The organism is Geminicoccus flavidas, assembly GCF_009806515.1.
Lineage (GTDB): Bacteria > Pseudomonadota > Alphaproteobacteria > Geminicoccales > Geminicoccaceae > Geminicoccus > Geminicoccus flavidus.
The window spans coordinates 1-1,828 of the sequence record NZ_WUJP01000933.1 but is presented as its reverse complement, the minus strand read 5'-3'; the positions used below and the strand labels follow the sequence as shown (position 1 = coordinate 1,828).

Annotated in this window: 1 protein-coding gene and 1 pseudogene; one reads left to right on the top strand and one right to left on the bottom strand. The window is 69.4% G+C overall.

The features are described from left to right. Positions 1–575, bottom strand: a pseudogene (locus tag EQG76_RS26815) (Tim44 domain-containing protein); the annotation flags it as partial. 297 nt (positions 576–872) lie between these two features. On the opposite strand from EQG76_RS26815, the gene EQG76_RS26810 reads away from it, so the two are divergent. After that, positions 873–1,343, top strand: a complete 471-nt coding sequence (locus EQG76_RS26810; protein WP_159717985.1) for an Hsp20 family protein — start codon at positions 873–875, stop codon at positions 1,341–1,343. The last annotated feature ends 485 nt before the right edge of the window (positions 1,344–1,828 follow it).

Below are 1,828 nucleotides of genomic sequence, written 5' to 3'. Positions count from 1 at the left end.
CGCACGCCCGGGCGCGCGGTCCTGCCGGTGCCGCCCATGCCGCCGGCCATCGGCCCGCCCGCCGCGCGCTGGGCACTGCGGACCGGCCGCCCGCCCGCGGCCCCGGCATAGGCCGGCGCCTGGCGGCTGCGGAAGAAGTTCATCGCCAGGCGGACGATGAACACCACCAGCACGATCTGCAGGAGGAAGCCCAGCACTCCGGCCAGGCTGCCGAGCCCGCCAAAGAAGCCGCCGCCGAACAGCATGCCGAACAGGCCGGCACCCAGAAGGCCGCCCATGAGGCCTGGCATGAAGCCGCCGCGCGAGAACATCCCGCCGCGGGCCTGCTGTGCCGCCGGTGCCGCTGCACTCGGGCCGGCCTGCTGCTGCTGAGTCGCCGAGCGCTGCATCGGCGCCGCCTGACCAGGTGCGGTGGGCGTGGCCATCGGCGTCTGGAAGGTGCGTGCGCCGCGGCTGCCGAACGAGCCGCCCTTGCGCGCCTCGGCCACCCCGGCACCCAGTGCCAGGACCATCACCAGCGTCAGCGCAGCCAGCCTGTGCCACCTGCTCCTGCTGGACGTTGCCGACTTCTTCACCGCCATCTCCACTCCGTCTGCCCAGCATGCAATAGCCATCATATGGGCGCTGGGCCGGCTCATTTTCAGGGGGAGCAGCCCGCTTCATGCGGGCCCGCCCGCGTGTTCTCAACCGCCCGCGCGGGCGGTGAGAATTCCACCGGGAGGCCTGCCAGCCCTCTTGAATCGGGGCGCTGACTTACCAGATCACAGTCATCGGATGCCGATACGGGTCCGATGGCAAGGCTGGAAGCCCGGATGTTCCGGTCGGGAAGGTACGGCTCGGCCTTCGACAAGTCGCTCAATGGAGGACTTCTTATGCGTAACTTTGACCTTTCCCCCCTTCTTCGCGCCTCGGTCGGTTTTGACCGGTTCGACAAGCTGTTCGAGACTGCATTCGGCGAGGCTGGCCGTGAGCAGGGCTATCCGCCCTACAACATCGTCAAGACCGGCAAGGACACCTATCGGGTGACGCTGGCGGTCGCCGGCTTCGGACCCGAGGATGTCGACATCACCGTCCACGAGAACCAGCTGGTCGTGAAGGGCCAGATCTCCAAGCCCGAGCAGGGCGTGGAGTATCTCTATCGCGGCATCGCCCAGCGCGCCTTCGAGCATCGTTTCCAGCTGGCCGACCACGTTCAGGTGGTCAACGCCAACCTGGTCAACGGCCTGCTCGATGTGCAGCTGAAGCGCGAGGTGCCCGAGGCCCTGCAGCCCAGGAAGATCTCGATCGGTGCTGCAGCGGAGCCCAAGGTGATCGAGCAGCAGGCCGAGAAGGCCGCCGCGTGATCGGGGTCACCGCGTGATCGGGGTCACCGCGTGATCAGGATCGCCGCGTAGACCAGGCGATCCACGCAGCCGCCGGTGCATGAGCGGCGGCTGCGCCCGGCATGAAGAGGGAGCCGGTCGGGGCAGCGACCGGCTCCTTTGCTGTTTCCTGGGCCGGGATGATCCGGGTTCCCCGCGGCCGGCTCCGCCCCGCCGGCTCCGCCAGGCTCGATCACGCCGCACCGAAGGCCGGGAACCCTCCTGCGTCGCTGCGCATTGAAAGCGACTGCACGACGGTCCCGACGTCCATGCCGGCGGGCCGTCGCAGCCGGGCCCGAGCCGCGGGGAACGACGTGCTGAACACAGCGGAAGCGAACGCGGCCAAGCCGGCCGTCGTCCCGATCATCCGGACCGTGCTGAACCAGACGCGGCGGATGGGGCACTATCATGGCGGCCACGAGGCGGCGACCCACGTCGAGATCGCCCGGCGCCTGGCCCGCCTGCAT